This is a genomic window from Streptomyces sp. NPDC051907 (genome assembly GCF_040681075.1).
Classification (GTDB): domain Bacteria; phylum Actinomycetota; class Actinomycetes; order Streptomycetales; family Streptomycetaceae; genus Streptomyces.
In genome coordinates this window covers 1-16,975 of the sequence record NZ_JBFAYB010000012.1, presented here as the reverse complement: position 1 = coordinate 16,975, position 16,975 = coordinate 1, and the positions used below count along the sequence as shown (strand labels likewise).

At 73.6% G+C, this 16,975-nt stretch carries 15 protein-coding genes and 2 pseudogenes; 4 read left to right on the top strand and 13 right to left on the bottom strand.

What is annotated here, in order from left to right; genetic code table 11:
- Positions 1 to 60: 60 nt before the first annotated feature.
- Positions 61 to 690, bottom strand: coding sequence for an alpha-ketoglutarate-dependent dioxygenase AlkB (locus AB0M39_RS10205; protein ID WP_365362240.1), 630 nt, complete (start codon positions 688 to 690; stop codon positions 61 to 63).
- Positions 691 to 738: 48 nt separating this feature from the next.
- Entirely contained in the window at positions 739 to 987 is a 249-nt protein-coding gene (locus tag AB0M39_RS10200) for a hypothetical protein (RefSeq protein ID WP_365362238.1), read from the bottom strand.
- Positions 988 to 1,223: 236 nt separating this feature from the next.
- Here AB0M39_RS10200 and AB0M39_RS10195 point away from each other — a divergent pair, with 236 nt between their 5' ends.
- Complete coding sequence (locus AB0M39_RS10195; RefSeq protein WP_365362236.1) at positions 1,224 to 1,490, top strand: chaplin; 267 nt, start codon at positions 1,224 to 1,226, stop codon at positions 1,488 to 1,490.
- Positions 1,491 to 1,554: 64 nt separating this feature from the next.
- Here AB0M39_RS10195 and AB0M39_RS10190 read toward each other — a convergent pair whose 3' ends face one another.
- Together AB0M39_RS10190 and AB0M39_RS10185 are read right to left on the bottom strand one after the other, a co-directional pair.
- Entirely contained in the window at positions 1,555 to 2,415 is an 861-nt protein-coding gene (locus AB0M39_RS10190; RefSeq protein ID WP_365362234.1) for a tyrosinase family protein, read from the bottom strand.
- Between the two features lie 19 nt (positions 2,416 to 2,434).
- On the bottom strand, positions 2,435 to 2,920 hold the full coding sequence (locus tag AB0M39_RS10185; protein ID WP_365362431.1) for a tyrosinase family oxidase copper chaperone: 486 nt from the start codon (positions 2,918 to 2,920) through the stop codon (positions 2,435 to 2,437).
- Between the two features lie 299 nt (positions 2,921 to 3,219).
- Here AB0M39_RS10185 and AB0M39_RS10180 point away from each other — a divergent pair, with 299 nt between their 5' ends.
- Positions 3,220 to 4,518: a cytochrome P450 gene (locus AB0M39_RS10180; RefSeq protein WP_365362232.1), complete on the top strand. Its 1,299-nt coding sequence runs from the start codon at positions 3,220 to 3,222 to the stop codon at positions 4,516 to 4,518.
- Positions 4,519 to 4,543: 25 nt separating this feature from the next.
- Here AB0M39_RS10180 and AB0M39_RS10175 read toward each other — a convergent pair whose 3' ends face one another.
- Both AB0M39_RS10175 and AB0M39_RS10170 read right to left on the bottom strand, forming a co-directional pair.
- Entirely contained in the window at positions 4,544 to 5,041 is a 498-nt protein-coding gene (locus AB0M39_RS10175; RefSeq protein WP_365362230.1) for a DUF5949 family protein, read from the bottom strand.
- Between the two features lie 37 nt (positions 5,042 to 5,078).
- Positions 5,079 to 5,759: a DUF4352 domain-containing protein gene (locus tag AB0M39_RS10170; protein ID WP_365362228.1), complete on the bottom strand. Its 681-nt coding sequence runs from the start codon at positions 5,757 to 5,759 to the stop codon at positions 5,079 to 5,081.
- A 203-nt stretch (positions 5,760 to 5,962) separates the two neighbouring features.
- On the opposite strand from AB0M39_RS10170, the gene AB0M39_RS10165 reads away from it, so the two are divergent.
- Positions 5,963 to 6,166, top strand: coding sequence for a hypothetical protein (locus AB0M39_RS10165; protein ID WP_365362226.1), 204 nt, complete (start codon positions 5,963 to 5,965; stop codon positions 6,164 to 6,166).
- Between the two features lie 144 nt (positions 6,167 to 6,310).
- Here AB0M39_RS10165 and AB0M39_RS10160 read toward each other — a convergent pair whose 3' ends face one another.
- Positions 6,311 to 7,591: an NAD(P)-binding domain-containing protein gene (locus AB0M39_RS10160; protein WP_365362224.1), complete on the bottom strand. Its 1,281-nt coding sequence runs from the start codon at positions 7,589 to 7,591 to the stop codon at positions 6,311 to 6,313.
- Positions 7,592 to 7,614: 23 nt separating this feature from the next.
- Positions 7,615 to 8,991 carry an ATP-grasp domain-containing protein gene (locus AB0M39_RS10155; protein WP_365362222.1) on the bottom strand — a complete coding sequence of 459 codons (1,377 nt, stop codon included), beginning with the start codon at positions 8,989 to 8,991 and terminating at the stop codon, positions 7,615 to 7,617.
- Between the two features lie 159 nt (positions 8,992 to 9,150).
- Between AB0M39_RS10155 and AB0M39_RS10150 the strand changes: the two are divergent.
- Positions 9,151 to 10,293, top strand: a pseudogene (locus tag AB0M39_RS10150) (glycosyl hydrolase); the annotation flags it as partial.
- Positions 10,294 to 11,165: 872 nt separating this feature from the next.
- Here AB0M39_RS10150 and AB0M39_RS10145 read toward each other — a convergent pair.
- The 5 genes and pseudogenes from AB0M39_RS10145 to AB0M39_RS10125 form a co-directional block, all read right to left on the bottom strand.
- A complete protein-coding gene (locus tag AB0M39_RS10145) occupies positions 11,166 to 12,314 on the bottom strand; it encodes a GNAT family N-acetyltransferase (RefSeq protein ID WP_365362220.1) in 1,149 nt (382 codons plus the stop codon).
- Between the two features lie 206 nt (positions 12,315 to 12,520).
- Positions 12,521 to 13,195 (bottom strand): annotated as a pseudogene (locus tag AB0M39_RS10140) (lipopolysaccharide biosynthesis protein); the annotation flags it as partial.
- 30 nt (positions 13,196 to 13,225) lie between these two features.
- The gene (locus AB0M39_RS10135) at positions 13,226 to 14,365 is read right to left on the bottom strand and encodes a glycosyltransferase (protein ID WP_365362218.1); all 1,140 of its coding nucleotides are present in this window, start codon (positions 14,363 to 14,365) and stop codon (positions 13,226 to 13,228) included.
- Positions 14,362 to 15,114: a polysaccharide deacetylase family protein gene (locus tag AB0M39_RS10130; protein WP_365362216.1), complete on the bottom strand. Its 753-nt coding sequence runs from the start codon at positions 15,112 to 15,114 to the stop codon at positions 14,362 to 14,364. Before AB0M39_RS10130 ends, AB0M39_RS10135 begins: the two co-directional genes overlap by 4 nt.
- Positions 15,104 to 16,846, bottom strand: a complete 1,743-nt coding sequence (locus tag AB0M39_RS10125) for a lipid II flippase MurJ (protein ID WP_365362429.1) — start codon at positions 16,844 to 16,846, stop codon at positions 15,104 to 15,106. The genes AB0M39_RS10130 and AB0M39_RS10125 overlap by 11 nt, the downstream gene beginning before the upstream one ends.
- Positions 16,847 to 16,975: the final 129 nt, after the last annotated feature.

Sequence of the window (16,975 nt, the reverse complement as noted above, 5' to 3'; positions counted from 1 at the left end):
GGCCGCTCAGTCCACCCCGCGTGCTCAGTTCGCCCCGCGTGCTCAGTCCACCCCGCGTGCTCAGTTCACCCCGCGCGGCCGGAACTGGACGCTGATCCGCGATCCGACCGCGCGCGCCGACTTCGGGACGGCGTGCTCCCAGGTCCGCTGGCAGGAGCCGCCCATCACGATGAGGTCGCCGTGGCCCAGCGGCCTGCGCAGCACGGTCCCGCCGCCGTGCCGCGGGCGCAGCGCGAGGTCGCGGGGCGCTCCGACGGACAGGATGGCGACCATGGTGTCCTCGCGCGCGCCGCGGCCGATGCGGTCGCCGTGCCAGGCCACGCTGTCGTGGCCGTCGCGGTAGTAGCAGAGGCCGGCCGTGCGGAAGGGCTCTCCGAGCTCTTCGCCGTAGTACCGCGACAGCGCGTCGCGGGCGGCGTCCAGCACGGGGTGCGGGAGCGGGTCGCCCTCCGCGTAGTACGCGAGCAGCCGGGGCACGTCCACCTCGCGCTCGTACATCTGCCGGCGCTCGGCCCGCCAGGGCACCGAGTCGACGAGCTCCGCGAAGAGCGCGTCGGCCCCGGCGAGCCACCCGGGCAGCTCGTCGATCCAGGCGCCGTCGCCGAGGTCGGTCCGCCGCACGTCCGCCGGCGAGCCGAGGCGTATCTCGTCGGTCTGGTCGAACAGCGAGCCCTGAAGTTGTGCGGCCATGCCTCCAGGGTACCCATAAAACCGAACAAACAATCGAACAGCGTGGGGTCAGCCGAGCGAGCCGCCCAGGATCTCCGCGTCGCGGCCGAGGACCGCGCCGTCCAGCGGCTTGCCGCTCGCCGCGTCGGCGACCGGCTTGAACACCCCGCCCGGCGGCGCCTGCAGGAGATTCCGGTTCCGCTCCGCGCTGCCGTCCGCGCTCGCGCCCGTCGTCGCCGCGTGTGCGCTGCCGGCCGCGGGCACGACGACCGCGCAGACGGCGGCCGCGGCCGCGGCGAGCTTCCTGTATCGAGTCATGCGCTGTGCAACGCGGCCGCCCCGCGACGGGTCACGGTCGACCGGCGCCGCGGGGCGCGTCCTGCGGGGGCCCACGCTCGCGGAGCCGAGGGGGCCCACGGCTCGGCCAGTCGGCCAGGAGTGCAGAGGCCGACGAGTTTGACGGCCATCCCGTTACCGGCCATCCGCTTTGGCGTTGAAGGAGCGTGAAGGCCGCAAGCCCTGCGGCCGACCTCTCGTCTTGCAAGGAGATCTTGATGTCGCGTATCGCGAAGGCCGCCGCTGTCGTCGCCGGCACCGGTGCCATCCTCGCCGGCGGCGCCGGCATGGCCGCCGCCGACGCCGGAGCGCATGGCGTCGCCGCTCACTCCCCGGGTGTCCTGTCGGGCAACCTCATCCAGGCGCCGGTCCACGTGCCGGTCAACGTCTGCGGCAACACCGTGAACATCATCGCGCTGCTCAACCCGGCGTTCGGCAACACCTGCGTCAACGCCTCGGGCGGCAACGGCGCGTACGGTCACTGATCGTCGCCCAGCACTGCGGCCTCCCCCTTCTCTCCGGGGGAGGCCGCAGTCGTGTCCGGGGCGGTCAGGCGTAGCGGTAGAAGCGCTCGTGGTCCATGAGCTGCGACGGCTTCACGTCCCAGGGGGGCATGGGCTCGTCGAGGCTGAAGATCCGCCCGGCTTGCGGATCGGAGGCGGGCAGCCTGCGGCGCGGCAGATAGCCGGAGCGCGGGTGGGCGCGCTGCCAGCGGGTCCACAGCAGGTCGATGAAGGCGTGGTGCAGCCAGAAGACGGGGTCGTTGGGCGAGGTCGCGCCGACCATCAGACCGCCCACCCAGCGGTGGACGCGGTTGTGGTTGACCCAGCGCTCGGCGCCGCCGGTCCCCCAGCCCTCGATCGTGTTGCGGAACCCGCCGACGGAGGTGCTGTCCCAGGGGGCCGTGTCGTACACCGGGTCGCTCAGCGCCCTGGACACCTCGGCCCTGGTCGGCAGCGCGATCGGGTCGGAGGGGCGGCCCAGGTCGCGGGTGAGGTACGTGCCGTCGGTGATACGGGAGTTGATCCGCCAGTTCCCGTTGGCGTACGCGAACGGGCCGGTCGTCACCTGCCGGTCGCCCGTCCGGCCCGTACCGCCCATGAAGTCCTCGGCCCACAGCGACGACGCGGGCGTGCGGTCGGCCGTCCAGTCCCAGTACGGAATCGACACCCCGGAGTCGACCGCCTGCAGCGCCCGCTCGAACTCCAGCAGGAACCTGCGGTGCCAGGGGAAGAACGAGGGGGTCATATGGGCGGGCCGCGGACCCTCCTCCGCGTCGGGGACGTAGTACTGGCCGTGCGTCCTGACGAATTCGTCGTACTTCCCCGAGCGCTTGACCTGGAGTAACGCGTCGACCAGGCGCTTCTTCTCGGTGCGGGTGAGGTCGCGCTGGTTCTTGCGGATGTACACCGGTGCTGGCCCTCCCGGCTCAGACGCTGTGCAGAGGGGTCATCGACAGCTGGGCGTCGCCCAGTTCGTCGACTGCGGCACGGGCCACGTCGAGGAGCGTCGGAAAGGACTCGTAGTGGTTCACCAGGCTGAGGTAGCTGCCGTCCGCGCGCCGCATGACGTGCAGCGGCCGTCCGTCGATCCGCACCTCGACGCTCGGCACGGCGGCCGCGGAGGCAGTGCGCGCCGCGCGCCGGCCGGGCGACTCGCCCGCCGGGACCATCACGGTGGCCGTCCCCTGGATGTGCCGCCCCCGGTACATCTCGGCGAACCGCTCCAGCGCGGGGCCGTGCTCCCGGTCCGGGGCCGTCACCCGGTCGGTCCTCGCCCCCGGCCGACGGCCCAGGACCGGGGCGAGCGCGCCGACCGTTCCCGCGATCACGCCGACCGTGAAGACCGCGCGCAGGGCGAGCCGACGGGTGAGGACTGCTCCGGCGGCCCCGCCGCCGTGCCCGATCAGGCCCATCGTCGTACCGCCTCTCGCGCTGACCACTCTTCCGACGTGCCCGTGCTTTCGGTGTTGACAACGACACGGGGCCGAAAGGGTTCCTCGTCCGGGGCCGGCCGGCTGGCTGCCTGTATGACATTCACCCCGGACATTCACCCCGGGCATTCACTCCGGGCATTCACTCCGGGGCGTCTGCTCCGAGACACCGACGATCCGGACGGCTGATGCAGTGCAAAGTGCGCCTGTCCGCAGCGACGGTCGCCGGGAATCGGCGTCGGCAGTGCCAGCATGGCCGCCTGACTCAGGAGGTTATGCACATGAAGGTCCCGATTCAGACGGCGACGCAGGGCTCGGCTCAGGGATCGGACTCCGGCTCGGCTCAGTCATCGGCCGGCGCCGCGGGCGTCGACCTCGCCGCGCCGGAGTTCTGGCGGCTGCCCCGCCCCGCCCGCCTCGCCGCCTTCGCACACCTGCGCACGCTGGACGCTCCCGTGCACTTCGGGGAGCCCGGCCGGGGCTTCTACGCGCTGGTCAAGCACGCCGACGTGGCGGAGGCCAGCCGTCGGCCGCGCGACTTCGCCAGCTCCCCGGGCGTCACCACGCCCGAGCCCGCCGCCTGGGCCAAGGCCGTCTTCGGCAACTCGATGGTCAACATGGACGGTCCCGAGCACGCCCAGCTCCGCAAGATCGTCTCCAGGGCCTTCTCGCCGCGGCTGCTGGCCGCAGCCGAGGAGGACGTGCGCGAGGTCGCGCGCCGCGTCGTGGACGAGATGATCGCCGCCCGGCCACAGGACTTCATGCCGAGCGTCGCGTCCCGTATGCCGTTCGAAGTCATCTGCAATCTGATGGGAATCCCCCAGCGCTACCGGCCTGAGATCGCCGAACGCATCGACCGGGCGTCGGAGAACGTCGGGGTGAAGCGGGGCGTACGGGCCCGGATGCGCATGCCCGGACGCGGGCTGCGGGCCCTGGCCCATCTGCAGCTGGTGATGGCGCGGCTCGCCCGCGAGCGCCGGCGTCGCCCCACCGACGACCTGATCTCGGCGCTGGTGTGCGCGGACGTCGACGGCCAGGCGCTGAACGCCCGCCAGCTGGGCGCGTTCTTCTCCCTGCTCCTGGTCGCCGGAGTGGAGACCACCCGCAACGCGATGGCCCACGGGCTGGCGCTGCTGACCGACCATCCCGAGCAGCGCCGGCTGCTCGCCTCCGACTTCGAGCGGCACGCGGACGGCGCGGTGGACGAGATCGTGCGGCACTCGACCCCGATCATCCAGTTCCGCCGCACGGTCGCCGCCGAATGCCGGCTGGGCGGTCGCCTGTTCCAGCCCGGCGAGAAGGTCGTGCTGTTCTACGCCTCGGCCAATCGCGACGAGGCGGTGTTCACGGACCCGGACGCCTTCGACGTCACCCGGAGTCCCAACCCCCATCTGGGGTACGGCGGCGGCGGCCCGCACTACTGCCTGGGCGCCCATCTGGCGCGCCAGGAGATGAAGGCGCTCTTCCATGAACTGCTCACCAGGCCGAGGGATCTGCGTGCCGTGGGAGTCCCGGATCTGGTCGACTCGAACTTCGACAACCGGGTCCGCGCTCTGCGTTTCGCGTTCGAACGGAACTGAGCCGAGGCCCGCGAGGCCCCCGAGGTCAGCGGCGCAGCTGGCTCACCGCCACCAGCACATGCGCCGAGGACAGCAGCGTCTCCTGGTCGCCGAGGAACGCCTGGAGCTCCTCCTCGGTGACCGGCTCGCCCGGGACCGCCTCCGGCCAGGGGCGGCTGGCGATGATGAAGTGCGCGTGGCCGCGCTCCTGCACCGCGGCGAGCCACTCCGGCGGGACGGGGCACTGGGCGCTCAGCTGGGGCATGTTGAGGACGGCCTGGCCGCCCTCGACGAGGAGGGTGATCCGGGACGCGGAGGACTTGGTGAGGTCGGCCATCTGACCGCCGACCGCGAGTCCGACCTCCTCGATCAGCGTCAGAACCGCCTGCTCCCCCGCCTCGGCGCCGTCGGGGCCGTCGCCGAGGGAGTAGGCGATCAGATAGGGGGTGTTGTGCCCCGCTTCGGGGTCTCCGGTCCACGCGAGCACGGAAATCGTGCCCAATTGACCGCGCTGTAGGGGATTCTTCGCAGAGGCTGTGGTCATGGCTCGGCACCCTAGTGCCCAGCCGGACTGCCTCACCTCACCCATTCACCTGGATGGACGAAGGCTGGAGATGCCAGCTCCGCGAGTCCGTGCCGACGGTGCTGTCGAGTCGTACGATCCGCGCGTTCTCCGGAACTTCGAACACCACCCAGCCGTGGGTGTCCTCGCCCACCGGCAGCGCGTTCAGCTTGAGCGGGAATCCCGTGGTGATCTCTCCGGCTTTGATCGACGGATACCGCTTCCCCTTTCCGTCGACGGCCCACATCTTTCCGGAAGAGGCGTCGAAGGGCTTTCCGCCGACGTTCGCCACGGCCATCTCGACGCCCATCCAGCGCTTTCCGGACTGCGGGCGGAGCTTCTTCTTCACGCTCAGCGCGGGGTCGACGTACGCCTGCACCGACATCTGCAGATGCTCGCCGAGCCTCTTTCCGCGCAGGTCAGCGCTGTCGCCGAGCCAGGCTGTCGACGCGCGCCCCGACGTCGCCGCACGCTGGGGCCCGTCGTGGCCCGTCGCCGCCGAGTCCTTTCCGGTCCGGCCGCTCCCTTTCGGCCCGGCGCTTTCGACGCCGGCGGACGGTTTCTCCTCAGCGGGCCCGCTATGCGTACTCTGACAAGCGGTGCCGCCGACAAGAAGTGCCGGCAGGAGCAGTACGGACGCTGCCTGTCGCATCGTTCCCCTTAAACACGAACCGTTTTCCGTATCATCACGGCCGATCACGGCGGAGCCCCTCCACGCCGGCGCGTGTCGCGCGGGAATCTCGCCGCCAAACGCCCCGACGGATCGAAAAACCGTTCCTGCCTTCCCCCGCGCAACCGCGCCCGCAGTGACTTCGTCCGCCCATGCGCGTTGGCCGTCTTATGGCAAGAACTACCGCGCCCGCCCGATGGCAGCGCGTCCCGACGGTCACAGCACCGAGCCCGGTGAGTCCGCCCTCCGGTTCCAGCCCTATCTACGAACAGCTCACCCGCGAGTGGGCCGCGGCAGGCCGCACCCTGCCGGGCAGGCCCGACATGGAGTGGAGCCGGCTCGCCCGCTATCCGGCCGCCTCCACAGCCGAACAGGAGATCCGCTCCGGTCCGTCGCCCCAACGCCGGGGCTGGCTGCACAGCCGGCACGGACTCTGAGCCCGAGAGCCTGAACGAACAGTGCAGCCCGGAGCTCAAGGCCCCGGGCTGCACTGTGGGGGGTGCTCAGTCCCATGCGACACAGGGTCAACGATCAAGGTCGCACTCCGTCACTCCCGTCACGGCGTCGCTCCTCGCACTCCGTCACCCCTGTCGCGTCCGCGCTCCCGTCGGCGGCGCGGACGCCGTCCGCACCGGCATCGCCACCGGTGCGTACGCGGGGGCCTGGTCCCGCAGCCGGCGCCGCACCCCGGCCACGAGCCGGCCCGCCGCGAAGGTCGCGCCGTGGACGAAGCGCATGGAAGGGCCGAACGACGGCGCGGCCAGCAGCCCCGCGAAGAAGAGCCCGGGGCAGGAGGACTCGAACCCGGCGCTCAACTCCGGCGCGCGGCCCGCGCCCACCGTCCGCAGGCCCTGCCTCAGGGCCGCGTCCAGCAGCCGCAGCCGGTCGAGGTCGGGGGTGAACCCGGTGGCGGCGACGACATGGTCGGTGTCGACGGTCAGCGTGCCGCCGTCGGGCGCGCGCAGCACGAGGCGCGGGCGGCCGTCCTGGCCGGCCGAGGCGCTCGCCAGGCTGTGGCCGAGCAGCTCGGGCACCAGCTGTTCGTAGCGCTCCTTGAGCCACCACGCGCCCGCCGGGCCCAGCGCGGTGGCCGCGATGTGCTCGCGGGCGGAGGCGGGCAGGCGCCGTACAGCCCAGGGGGCCTCGGACCAGACCCAGTTGGCCCACCCGGTGCCCAGGCCGCTGTGCGGGCTGCGCGCGGCGCGCAGGAGGGGGCGCCGGAGGGGTGCGGGCAGGGCGTTCCAGTTCAGCCGGTCCGCACGGGCCACCAGCCGTGGCCGGGCGCCCTCCTCGGCGAGCAGCGTCGCGGTCTCGAGCGCGGCCTGGCCGGCGCCGACGACGGTGACGTCCTCGCCCCGGAAGCGGCTCAGGTCCCGGTGGCCGCTGCTGTGCGAGCAGCGTTCCGCGGGCAGCCCGGCGAGCTGCTCGGGGACGTCGCGGAACGGCATCACGCCGACGGCAACGGCGACCGTGCGGGCGGTCGTGCGCTCTCCCTCGGCCGTCTCGACGCGGAAGCCGCCGGGGGCCGGGGTCACCAGGCTGACGGTCTGCTCGTCGACGGAGGGAACCGCGCGCTCGGCGAACCACCTGCCGTACGCGCTGAACGTCCCGATCGGCAGCGGCCTCCCGTGCGCCGCCTCGAAGCCCTGGAGCGTGCCGTAGCGGTCGAGCGTGTGCGCTCCGGCCGGGTCGGAGAGGTTCGACGCCCAGGGCTCCGACTTGAGGAACATCCCCTTGGGCATATGGTCGCGCCAGGACGCCATGGTGCGGCCGAACACCCGGACCCCGATGCCGGCCGCGGCGGCGTGCGCCGCGACGGACAGCCCGTACGGCCCCGCGCCGATCACTGCCAAGTCGTACATGATTCGGTTCTCGCTCCTTCGCATCAGGACATGGACGCCCTGTCGGACTGGGTGGTGGGGGCGGCGGGACCGGTGGGGTCGGTGGGGTCGCGCTGCCGTGGCGCGGGCGGGACCCGCGTCGGCGCGGAGGCGCGGGCGAGCCGTCGGCGTACCACGGCCGCGAGACGGCGGGCCGCCTTGGCCAGGCCGCGGCCCAGCCAGATCGCGGCCATCGCGAAGAAGGGCAGCGGATCGTCGCCGGCGAACCAGGCGGTCTCCACGCCCTGGCGCTCGGGGCGCGGCGGGCCGACGGCGGGCGGCCGGGGCCGGTCGCGGCGGGAGGCGGCGACGACGGAGAGCAGCGCGTAGTTCTCGGCCACGAAGACCCGTCCCGGCCTGGGCACGGGCGGCGGGACGCGCTGCCCGGTGAGGTCGAGGTACAGGGCCCGTACGACGTCGAGCCCGGCGTGGTCCGTGAAGAGCCGGAACTGCGCGCCCGGCCGGGGGTTGGCGTCGAGGAGCTGGTACGTGCCGGCGGCCTCGTCGCGCCGGAAGTCGAGGTCGAGGATGCCCCGGTAGCCGACCTCCGCCACCAGCCGCAGGGCCGCCTCCTCCACGGCCGGGTTGGGCTGCCAGCGGCCCACGGCGGTCAGGCCGGTGCGGGGCGGCCAGGAGAGCTCTTTGCGGCCCGATCCGCCGAGCGGACAGGAGGGCTGGTCCGCGGGCCCGCCCGCGAAGTAGCCGTGGAAGAACCAGTCGCGGTCGGGGCCGTCCGGCAGATAGCGCTGGAGGAGCAGCCTGCTGCCGGCCTGCTCGGTGCGTTCGAAGAGCCGGCGCGCGTCGGCGGGCGAGCGGACCAGCGTCGTACTGCGCAGATCGGCGGCGTGCGGCGCGAGCAGCCAGGGCCGGCTCCACTTGGCCACCAGCGGCAGCCCCAGTCCGCGCACTGCGTCGGCGGCCTCGGCGGCGCTGGCCGGCAGGACCGTCCGCGGGTGCTCGATCCCCGCCCGCTCGCACAGCGCGGCGAGTTCGGCCTTGTCGGCGAGGAGCGCGGGGAGGTCGGCGGGCTGTGCGGGGAAGAGGTAGCGCGACGCCAGCCGGGTCGCGTGGGCGGCGACTCCGATGGCGCTGAGGTCGTCCATGGCGATCAGCACTGCGGGCCGGCCGATCCGGTCGGAGACCTGGAGCAGCGTCTCCACGAACCTCGTCCAGGTCATCGGCCCGCGCGGCCGGACGTGCGCGCGGTGCAGATAGCGGGAGCGCCCGACCGGGCTCCGCCGCGACTCGACGACGGCGTGCACCTCCACCCCGGCACGCCCCAGCGACCGCACGGCGCCCAGCGTGCCGTGGTGGAAGGGATTGCGGTCGAGCCGGAGGACGAGGGCGGGAACTCCGGCGTCGAATGCTGCCGTTCGAGTCATTTCCTTCACCTGGACGGACCCGAAAGGGCCTCCCCACGTCGCGAACAGTCTACTGACGGGCATTCAGACAGCTCATTTATAAGACTTTCTGCTTACTGTCGTGCAGTTATTCGCCCGCGCGGCGACATAAGCGGGCGACCACGGATCCAAGGAGGACCTATGCACTCACGGCGTCGTCTCACCGGCACCTGCATTGGAACGGTTGCCGCCAGTCTCCTTGTCTCCGGAGGAATTCTGGGAGAGCAGAAGGCGGGCGCGGCGCCGATCGACGAGAGGGACCCCCGGCCACGGCTGACGTCACCGGTCCCGATGGGCGCCTATCTCGACTACGGACCGGCCGGCGTACAGCGGATCGAGGCGTTGTCCCGCTGGCTCGGCGGCGCGGAGCTCAAGGTCGGTCACACCTATCTTCCGGGGGACTTCTGGGGCAATATCGAGGGCCGTCCCGAATTCCTTCGCCACTGGGCCGAGTGGCGCCGCGCGGAGGCGGACCGGCTGTTCGTGCTCAACGTCCCGATGCTGGCGCGGAACGAGGACCGGCTGCCGGACCACATCGTCAGACGCATGCTCCGGGCCGGTGCGACGGGCCGGTTCGACCACCACTTCCGGACGCTGGCGCAGCGGCTGACAGACCTCGGGGTGCCGGACACGGTGATCGTCCTCGGCTGGGAGATGAACGGCACCACGTATACGCACCGCTGCGGCCCGGACCCCGAGTCCTGGAAGGCGTACTGGAGACGCATCATCACGACCATGCGCTCCGTCCCCGGCCAGAAGTTCCGCTTCGACTTCGCGCCGAATCGCGGGCATGACTTCGTTCCCTGGACCGAGTGCTATCCCGGCGACGACGTCGTGGACATCATCGGGATGGACTCGTACGACCAGCCTCCCGGCGAGACGTTCGCTGACCAAGTGGCGGCTCCGTACGGATTGCAGGCGCAGGTCGACTTCGCCGTCGCTCACAATAAGGAGATCTCGTATCCGGAATGGGGACTCTTCCGGAACGGCGACAATCCCGAGTACATGCGGGGCATGCTCGATTGGATCGACCGGCACAAGCCGCTCTATCAGACCATCACAGACTACTGTCCGCACGGTGTCTGGCAGTGTGATGACAACCCCAATTCGTCAAAAGTCTATCGGGAAATGCTGTTTGCACAGCCGGAGCCGGTCGAGCCGGAGCCGCCGGTCGACCCCGTGGAGCCGGAGCCGGTCGATCCGGTCGATCCGGTGGAGCCCCAGCCTGCGGTGACCGTCGATCCTGCGGCGCCCGTTCCGGTGGAGCCCCAGCCGGTGGACCCTGTGCACACGGCGCCGGTGGCGACGCCGTCGCCGGCCCAGCCCACGCCGGTGGCGCCGACGCCTGCCGAGCCGCTGCCCGCGAAGACCACGGCGGCCGCGCCGAGTCCGGGCGCGCCCAGCCCGGTCGCGCCGAAGCCGACACCCACGGCGACGCCGCAGCCGACCTCGACTCCGAGTCCCGTGACGCCGAAGCCTGTGACGCCGAGTCCCGTGACGCCCAACCCTGTGACGCCGAGTCCGGCCGCCCCGAAGCCGACGCCCACGGCGACCGCGACGCCGAGCCCGCTCGCGCCGAAGCCCACACCGAAGCCGACCCCGAGCCCGGCCGCCCCGAAGCCGCAGCCGGCGAAGCCGGCCCCGGTCGTGACACCGACGCCGACGCCGACCCCGAAGCCGGTGGCGACACCGAAGCCCAGCCCGAAGCCCACGCCCACGCCCACGCCGCTTCCGCTGCCGACGCCTGCTTCGCCGAAGCCGACACCGCAGCCCGCCCCCGTACAGCCGTCCCCGAGCCCGTCGTCCTCCGCGAAGCCGTATCCGGCTCCGAAGCCGAAGCCAACGCCGACGCCGACGCCGGTGGCGTCCCCCAAGCCCGCGGCGACACCGAAGCCGACTCCGACTCCGACGCCCGCAGCGGCCCCGACGCCCAAGCCGAGCCCGACCCTGACGCCCATCCCCGTCAAGTCCCCGCTGCCGACGCCCGCGCCCGCCGCCGCGGGGACGAACTCCAGCCAGTGGTGCCTGCCCATCGACTTCGGCGACTGGGTCAACCAGTGGGTGGCGGACCAGAACGTCTGCGTCAAGCTCCCCTGGGACTCGACCTGGCCGTTCTGAGGCCGACCGCCCAGGGCGGACGGCCCGAGGACGCGCCTTCAGCGCCTCGCGCCGTCCGCCCGCCAGTCGTTCACGCGGTCGCGCCAGTCCCGGGCGGCGGGCAGCCGCGTCCGCACCATCTCGACCGCGCCGTGCCGCCAGCGCGCCTGCGAGGCCCGCAGTCGCATCAGCGGTTCGAGGCGCGAAGAGGCCATCAGCAGTCGCTGGTTGGTGACCGTCTCCGGCCGCCACTGGTTCTTGTACGGCTCCGCCCCGCGCAGCAGGCTCAGCACCTGGCGGCCCGTGGCGGCCGCGTGGTGGGCGTCGTGGCGCAGCAGCATCGTCGCCACGTCGACCTTCCGGTCCCTGAGCGAGGGATCGGCCCCGTAGAGATAGCCGCCGGTCAGATGCCCGCACAGCAGGGTCATATTGGCGGCCACCACCTCCCCCTCCAGCCGGAACTCGGTGAGCGCGGCCTCGCCGTCGCGCACCATGCGCCGGCTGGCGCGCACCAGGTGCTCGGCGAAGCGGGGCCTGAGGTGCTCGATGTTGACCCCGCGCCCCCGCCACTGGAGTTCGTGCAGCCGCAGCAGCCGGGCCACGGCCGCGGGCACCTCGTGCTCCGCGACCGGGCAGCTCTCGATCCGCAGCGCGTCGATCTTGCGCAGCTTGGCCCGGACGCGCTGGGCCGCCTTGCTCGACGGCAGCCGTTTGACCAGATCGTCGATCGGCTCGGCAGGCAGCTCCAGGGTGACCGAGTCCTCGAGCCGGCGACGTGCCCCGCTCCAGGTCTCGTACAGCCGCTCGGCCGCAGCCCCCGGCCGTACCTCGCGCAGATCGATCACGGCGTGCCGGGCGGCGCGTTGCAGCCCCCGCTCCAGCGCGGTGATCGCGCTACGGGGGTGCTCGTCGTCGACCAGCACGTCGCTGAAGTCGGAGATGCCGCCGCCCATGGGCACGAGCAGCGGCATCGGACGGTGTACGAGGGTGAGCGGGGCGACGCCGATCAGACGCCCGCCCCGGCGCGCCAGGGCGACGCGGAGCCGCCCCGGCGTGCCGTACGACAGCCACCATGAGTGCAGCCAGGCGTGGCTCTGGAACGGGGTCGCCGAGGAGCAGCGGCGGTGCAGCGCGTCCCACTCCGGCTGGAGGTCGGCGAACCCGCGCGGATCGCGGCAGAGCGTGACGGTCAGCTCCTCCCCCGCCATCAGACCAGCTCCCGGTCGTCGGCGCCGGACGCGGACGCGGGCACCGACGCGGAAGCGGCCGCAGGGGCGGGGGCAGGCGCAGGGGCAGACGCCGAGCCGGACGCCGGCTCGGCCGGGGCCGCCGCGGACTCCTGTGCCATCGGGTACACATGCGCCACCGGGTACTCCTGCGCCGCCGCGGACTCTTGCGCCGGGGCGGACTCGTGCGCCGGGGCGGGCACGGCGGCCGGCGCGGGCTGCCGCGTCCGCCGGGGCCGCACCAGCAGGACGAGCCCTCCGACGAGGCCGCCCGCGCAGCCGCCGACCGCCGTGCTGATCGGCGCGGAGGGCGACGCCGGCTGCGTCGGGGGGATCGCCTGGGAGAAGAGGATCAGCTGTACGCCGGTGCTCTTGGCCACCTGGTTGCTGCTCACGAGGACGGCGTCGGCGACCGCGTTGGCGATGTCGGCGGCGTGGGCGGGCTTGGTGGAGGTGCCGGTGACGGCGATCATCGGGGAGTCGGGCGAGGTCTCGGTCCGCAGCTGCGACCGGAGTTGGCGCGCGGTCATCCCGACGGCGGCCCGGGCGTAGGAGATCGTGGAGTCGCTGGTGGCGATGCGGCCGTAGGCCTGGGCGTAGCCGAGCGCGGCGGCGGGGTCGGAGTCCTTGGCGGGTACGGCGACGACATAGCTGGTGGCCGAGTACTCCGGCGTCTTCAGCACGCCGTACGCGGCGCCGCCGGCCGCGCCGAGGAGCGCGCAGACGGGCAGCGGCCACCAGGCGGCCAGGGCGGCCTTCGTGCGGCGCCGGCGCGTCCGTCCGGGGGCGGCGGGCGCCTGCTGCGCCGACGTCCTCCGCTGGTCGGGCTGGGCCGTCTTCTTCTTCGCCGGGTTCTTCGTCATGAGCGTGCTCTCTCGGTCGATGAGACTGGGTCACGGGGTGGCGGACAGGGCGGACGCGTACACGTCCAGCAGGCGGGCGCTGCTGCGCGCGATGTCGTAGTGGGCGACGGCCGCGGGCGGGGGAAGTCGCCGCGCGCCGCCCGCTATCAGCTGGGCCAGGGCGGCGGTCAGCTCAGCGGGGTCGTCCGCGTCGCCGCGCAGCCGGCGGGCGCCCGGCGACTGCGCGGCGGGCAGGTCGTCGACGGCGGGGCAGGCCGCGTGCAGCACGGGCAGCCCGGCGGCCAGCGCCTCCACGACGGCGAGGCCGAAGGCCTCCTCCCGGGACGCCGAGACGAAGGCGTCCACGGCGGACAGCAGCGCCGGGACGCCCTGCGCGTCGCACTCGCCGAGCAGCCGGATCCGGTCGGCGGCGCCCAGCCCCGCGGCGAGCGCGCGCAGCGCTTCGCGTTCGGGACCGTCTCCGGCGAGCAGCAGCTGTGCGCCCGGCAGCGCGGCCACGGCGCGTACGAGCAGGTCGAATCGTTTCCCGGGCACGAGCCGGCCCACTCCGCCGACCACGAACGCGTCCGTCCCGATCCCCAGCCGGGCCCGCGTCGCCCGGCGCGCTCCGTCGTCGAAGCGGAAGCGCTCCGCGTCGATGCCGTTGGGCACGACGTGGATACGGGCGGCCGGCACGCCCCACGCCCGCAGCCGGGCGGCGACGGTCGTGGACACGGCGACCGTCGCCGTGCCCAGCCGCTCGGTCCCCAGATACAGCGCCCTGGTCGCCTCGTTCAGCGGCCGGCCCTCGATCTCGGCGGCGCCCAGCGAGTGCTCGGTGGCCACCGTGGCGCGCACTCCGGCCAGCCGCGCGGCGATCCGCCCGTACACACAGGCCCGGTAGAGGTGCGTATGGACGAGGTCGTACCGCCCGCGCCGGATGAACCGGACGAGCCGGGGCAGGGCCGCCAGGTCCCGGTTGCCCCGCATCCCCAGATGCGTGACGCGGACGCCGTCCGCGCGCAGCCCGTCGGCGACCGAGCCCGGGTTGGTCAGGGTCACCACCTCGCAGTGCGCGGGCAGATGGCGCAGCAGCAGCCGCAGCTGCTGCTCCGCGCCCCCGACGCCGAGCCCGGTGATGATGTGCAGCGCCTTGAGCGGGAGCGCCTTCACCGGCAGCGCGGGCCTCACCGGCGGACGCGGTGCCGCAGCCGCTTGGCCCAGAGGCGCAGGCTCCGGTCGGCCTGGCTGATGTGCGTACGGGGCAGGGCGTACGCGCCCGCCAGCGCGCCGGGGTCGATGGCGCAGCCGTATCCGTACCCGGCGCCGCGCACGGCGTCGACGGCGCGCGGGTCGACGGCGCCGTACGGATAGCAGAAGCCGCTGGGCGCGACGCCGGTGATCTCGCGGAGCGCGTCCCTGCTGCGGCGCGTCTCCTGGCGCAGCACGTCGTCGGGCGTCTCCGTCAGATCCTGGTGGAGCAGTCCGTGCGAGGCGACCTCCATGCCGGCGGCGGCCACGGATCTGATGCCCTCCTCGGTCAGCAGGGGCTTGCGCGGGCCCTCGGGGTCCCAGTCGTTGGCGCCGCCGAGCCGGCCGGGCAGGACGAACACGGTCGCCGTGAACTCGTGGCGGCGCAGCAGCGGCAGCGCCTCTTCGAGGAAGTCCGTGTAGCCGTCGTCGAAGGTCAGCCCGACCAGGCCGCGGGAGCGCCCGGCCGCGTGCGCGCGCAGGAGCGTGCCGATGCCGACGCCGGTCAGACCGGTGCGGCGCAGCCAGCGCAGCTGGAGGTCGAGCCGGGCGGGGGCGACGGTGATGCCGTAGGGGTCGTCGGACGGGTCGGCGATCGAGTGGTACATCAGGATCCACTCGCGGCCGGGCGACGGCTGGGGGCGGAGGGCGGGGATCGCGGTGCTGCGGGTCGTGGTGTCAGCGGCCATGACGGAACCTCTGTCGGGTGAGGGCCAGCAGATGGACGACTTCTGGAGCTCCGGCCGCGCGTGCGGCGAGGAGGAAGACGGCGGGCACGAGGAGGCAGCCGGCGGCCACGCTGAGCAGGGGGTCGTCCAGCTGGGGGCCGGCCAGGCCGCCCACGGCGGCCGCCGCGGCGGCGGCGAGCGCGAGCCTGCCGACGGAGGCGGTGACGGCGCGCACCTCGATGGGGACGACGCGCGAGCCGAGGCCGACGAGGAGGAGCAGCGCGGTGGTGGAGATGCCGAGCGCGTTCGCGGCGGCGATGCCGTAGACGCCCCAGGGACCGACCGCGTCCAGGCCGGCCGCGGTGGTGACCCCGAGCCCGGTGGCCATGGCGGCGGCGGGGTACCAGAGGGGGCGGGAGGCGGCGAAGAACGGGCGGCCCAGCGCCCCGACGAGGCTGTGCCCGAGGAGCCCGGCCGCGTAGACGCGCATGACGGTGGCGGTGGTCGCGGTGTCCTGGGCGTCGAACGCGCCCCGCTCGAAGAGGACTTCGATGATCTGGGGGGCGTAGCCGATCACGAAGGCCGCGCCGAGCAGGACGACCATGCCGGCCAGCGCGAGGTCCTGCTCGACCCGGCGGCGGGCGCGTTCGCGGTCTCCCTCGGCCATGGCCTGGGCGACGACCGGGAAGGTGACCGTGCAGATCATCAGCGACAGCACCATCGGCATCTGCGCGACCTTCTGAGCGTAGTTGAGATGGGAGATGGCGCCGGCGGGCAGGTCGGCGGCGAGGAAGCGCTCGACCAGGACCTGGGACTGGCGGCTGACGGCGAACAGGACGACGGGCGCGAGGACGGCCGCCCCCAGCAGCGGCGCGCCGGCCCTGCGCCGGCCGCGGGGCGGGGGCGCCGGGCGGCTGGGCGGGGGTACCGGACCGCTGGACGCGGGTACCGGGCCGCTGGGCGGGGTCGTCGGACGGGCGAGCGTCGCCGGACGGCTGAGCGCGGGCGTCGTTCGGCGGGCGCCGACCGGAGCTCGGCCCGGAGCTCGGCCCGGAGCTCGGCCCGGAGCTCGGCCCGGAGCTCGGCCCGGAGCTCGGCCCGGGGCTCGGCGTCGGTGGCGAGCGCCGGCCGGGAGGCCGCCCGGGAGCCGTACGGCCGTCACCAGCCGTGCGAAGGAGGGCAGTTGGGTCAGCACCATCAGCACGCTGCCGATCGCGACCCCGACCGCGGCGGCCCGTACCCCCCACAGCGAGTGCAGGGCGAGGGTCGTCGCGATGATGCCGACGTTGTACGCGACGTAGACGCCGGCGGGCTGGAGGAAACTGCCGTGCGCGCGCAGCGCCGCGCTGAAGTACCCGGCGACGCCGAAGCCGAGGACGGTGACGGCGGTCAGCCGGGTGCAGTCGACCGCCAGCCCTGGGTCGCTGAAGCCGGGCGCGAGGAGCCCCACGACCCAGGGCGCGCCCACGACGAGCAGCCCGGCGGCGCAGGCCAGCAGGGCGAACAGCCGGGGGAAGGTGGCCGAGACGAGCGCCCGCACGGGGTCCCCGGACCGTTCGGCGGCCCGCCGGGCGAGCGCGTGGCTGAAGGCGGGCACCAGCAGCAGCGCCATCGCGTCCTCGATGAGCAGCGTGGCGGCCATCTCGGGCACGGTCCACGCGATGAGGAAGGCGTCGCTCTCGACGCTCGCTCCGAAGAGATGGGCGATGGCCTGGTCGCGTACGAGCCCCAGCAGCGAACCGGCCGCCGTCAGCCCCGCGGTGACCGCGGCGGCCCGCGCGAGGAAGCGGCCGAGCTTCGGCGGCCCGCTCTCGGGGGCGGCCTGCTGGGCGGCGGCCTGTTGGGCGGCCCTCTGTTGGGCGGACGCGTGCGCGGATCCCTG

Bases quoted from the DNA above. Each gene is read 5' to 3' on its own strand.
- AB0M39_RS10180 (WP_365362232.1), top strand. From the start codon at position 3,220: ATGAAGGTCCCGATTCAGACGGCGACGCAGGGCTCGGCTCAGGGATCG.
- AB0M39_RS10185 (WP_365362431.1), bottom strand. From the start codon at position 2,920: ATGGGCCTGATCGGGCACGGCGGCGGGGCCGCCGGAGCAGTCCTCACC.
- AB0M39_RS10130 (WP_365362216.1), bottom strand. From the start codon at position 15,114: ATGGCCGCTGACACCACGACCCGCAGCACCGCGATCCCCGCCCTCCGC.
- AB0M39_RS10145 (WP_365362220.1), bottom strand. From the start codon at position 12,314: ATGGCGGGGGAGGAGCTGACCGTCACGCTCTGCCGCGATCCGCGCGGG.
- AB0M39_RS10205 (WP_365362240.1), bottom strand. From the start codon at position 690: ATGGCCGCACAACTTCAGGGCTCGCTGTTCGACCAGACCGACGAGATA.
- AB0M39_RS10200 (WP_365362238.1), bottom strand. From the start codon at position 987: ATGACTCGATACAGGAAGCTCGCCGCGGCCGCGGCCGCCGTCTGCGCG.
- AB0M39_RS10160 (WP_365362224.1), bottom strand. From the start codon at position 7,591: ATGTACGACTTGGCAGTGATCGGCGCGGGGCCGTACGGGCTGTCCGTC.
- AB0M39_RS10195 (WP_365362236.1), top strand. From the start codon at position 1,224: ATGTCGCGTATCGCGAAGGCCGCCGCTGTCGTCGCCGGCACCGGTGCC.
- AB0M39_RS10155 (WP_365362222.1), bottom strand. From the start codon at position 8,991: ATGACTCGAACGGCAGCATTCGACGCCGGAGTTCCCGCCCTCGTCCTC.
- AB0M39_RS10175 (WP_365362230.1), bottom strand. From the start codon at position 5,041: ATGACCACAGCCTCTGCGAAGAATCCCCTACAGCGCGGTCAATTGGGC.